The 1,261-nt window shown below is 48.6% G+C and carries 9 tRNA genes and 1 rRNA gene; all 10 read right to left on the bottom strand.

The features are described 5' to 3' along the window. Window positions 1-271: 271 nt before the first annotated feature. Window positions 272-356 (bottom strand) — tRNA-Leu (locus tag WS44_RS09390). 16 nt (window positions 357-372) lie between these two features. Then, window positions 373-443, bottom strand: a tRNA-Cys gene (locus WS44_RS09385). A 60-nt stretch (window positions 444-503) separates the two neighbouring features. After that, window positions 504-578: transfer RNA gene (locus WS44_RS09380), tRNA-His, on the bottom strand. Between the two features lie 17 nt (window positions 579-595). After that, window positions 596-666: transfer RNA gene (locus WS44_RS09375), tRNA-Trp, on the bottom strand. 7 nt (window positions 667-673) lie between these two features. Then, window positions 674-754 (bottom strand) — tRNA-Tyr (locus WS44_RS09370). A 6-nt stretch (window positions 755-760) separates the two neighbouring features. Next, a tRNA-Phe gene (locus WS44_RS09365) sits at window positions 761-833 on the bottom strand. Window positions 834-863: 30 nt separating this feature from the next. Beyond that, a tRNA-Val gene (locus tag WS44_RS09360) sits at window positions 864-936 on the bottom strand. 5 nt (window positions 937-941) lie between these two features. Beyond that, window positions 942-1,013 (bottom strand) — tRNA-Glu (locus tag WS44_RS09355). An 8-nt stretch (window positions 1,014-1,021) separates the two neighbouring features. After that, a tRNA-Ser gene (locus WS44_RS09350) sits at window positions 1,022-1,112 on the bottom strand. A gap of 51 nt (window positions 1,113-1,163) precedes the next feature. Beyond that, window positions 1,164-1,261 (bottom strand): 5S ribosomal RNA (gene rrf / locus WS44_RS10200); the annotation flags it as partial.

Here is a 1,261-nt window from a genome sequence, read left to right as displayed (position 1 = left end):
CATTAACCAGCAGTTTAACCATCAAACCATCGTTAAAGACGGAATTGGCATTGAATCCGACCCATTCTCCATGCTCCTTGGCTCGTTGAAGGTGGAGAACTGATGGCAGCGCGTGTTCATCGTGGTCATAGGCAGCATTCATTTCGGGCGGGATGATTGATTCACCAGCCTCAAACTTCCTAGATTTTTGACAAAGACCCTAAAAATCAAAAAAACAGTCATCAGTAAAAACTGATGACTGCTTAGTAAAGATATATAACCGAATATTTAATGCCTCCGGTGGGGGTCGAACCCACACTCCCTCAACGGGAACTGGATTTTGAGTCCAGCGCGTCTGCCAATTCCGCCACAGAGGCATAAGTCTTTACTAAAAGGTGGTAACCGGATTTGAACCGGTGATCGAGGTTTTGCAGACCTGTGCCTTACCACTTGGCTATACCACCAAATAGTGCCTGAACGTTTCGTCCAAACTATCCAACATTTGGTAGACTGTTGGATAAAAGGGCGGTATGTGGGATTCGAACCCACGCATGTCGGACCCACAAACCGATGTGTTAACCAAACTTCACCAATACCGCCAAAATATTCAGTTGAGCAGGGATAGTAGGAATCGAACCCACAATGACGGTTTTGGAGACCGTAGTTATACCGTTTAACTATATCCCTATAATAATGGAGGAGGGTGGATTCGAACCGCCGAACCCGAAGGAACGGTTTTACAGACCGTCGCGTTTAACCACTTCGCTACTCCTCCATAAAGTGGCGCGGGACGGAATCGAACCGCCGACACACGGAGCTTCAATCCGTTGCTCTACCAACTGAGCTACCGAGCCATCCTTGTGGATGCAACTATTCAGTTGCAATGGAGGATACAGGGCTCGAACCTGTGACCCTCTGCTTGTAAGGCAGATGCTCTCCCAACTGAGCTAATCCTCCATAAGTGACCCATGCGGGATTCGAACCCACGATACCAGCGTGAAAGGCTGGTGTCTTAACCGCTTGACTAATGGGTCATAAGAAACGGAGAGTAAGGGATTCGAACCCTTGATACAGGCTTTAACCCGTATACAGCATTTCCAATGCTGCTCCTTCGGCCTCTCGGACAACTCTCCAATATCCGAACCCTGACACACAATGCCAGGTGCCAAAGTTCGTTTAGATGTGCATGGCAATGCCCTATCCTCGCAGGGAGCGATCCCCCAACTACTTTCGGCGCGTTGAAGCTTAACTTCTGTGTTCGGCATGGGAACAGGTGTATCCT

Origin of the sequence: Lactobacillus sp. N54.MGS-719 (assembly GCF_000980505.1) — a bacterium.
GTDB classification, from domain to species: domain Bacteria; phylum Bacillota; class Bacilli; order Lactobacillales; family Lactobacillaceae; genus Lactobacillus; species Lactobacillus amylovorus.
The sequence above is the reverse complement of the archived record's forward strand: the minus strand, read 5'-3'. Positions and strand labels throughout refer to the sequence as shown.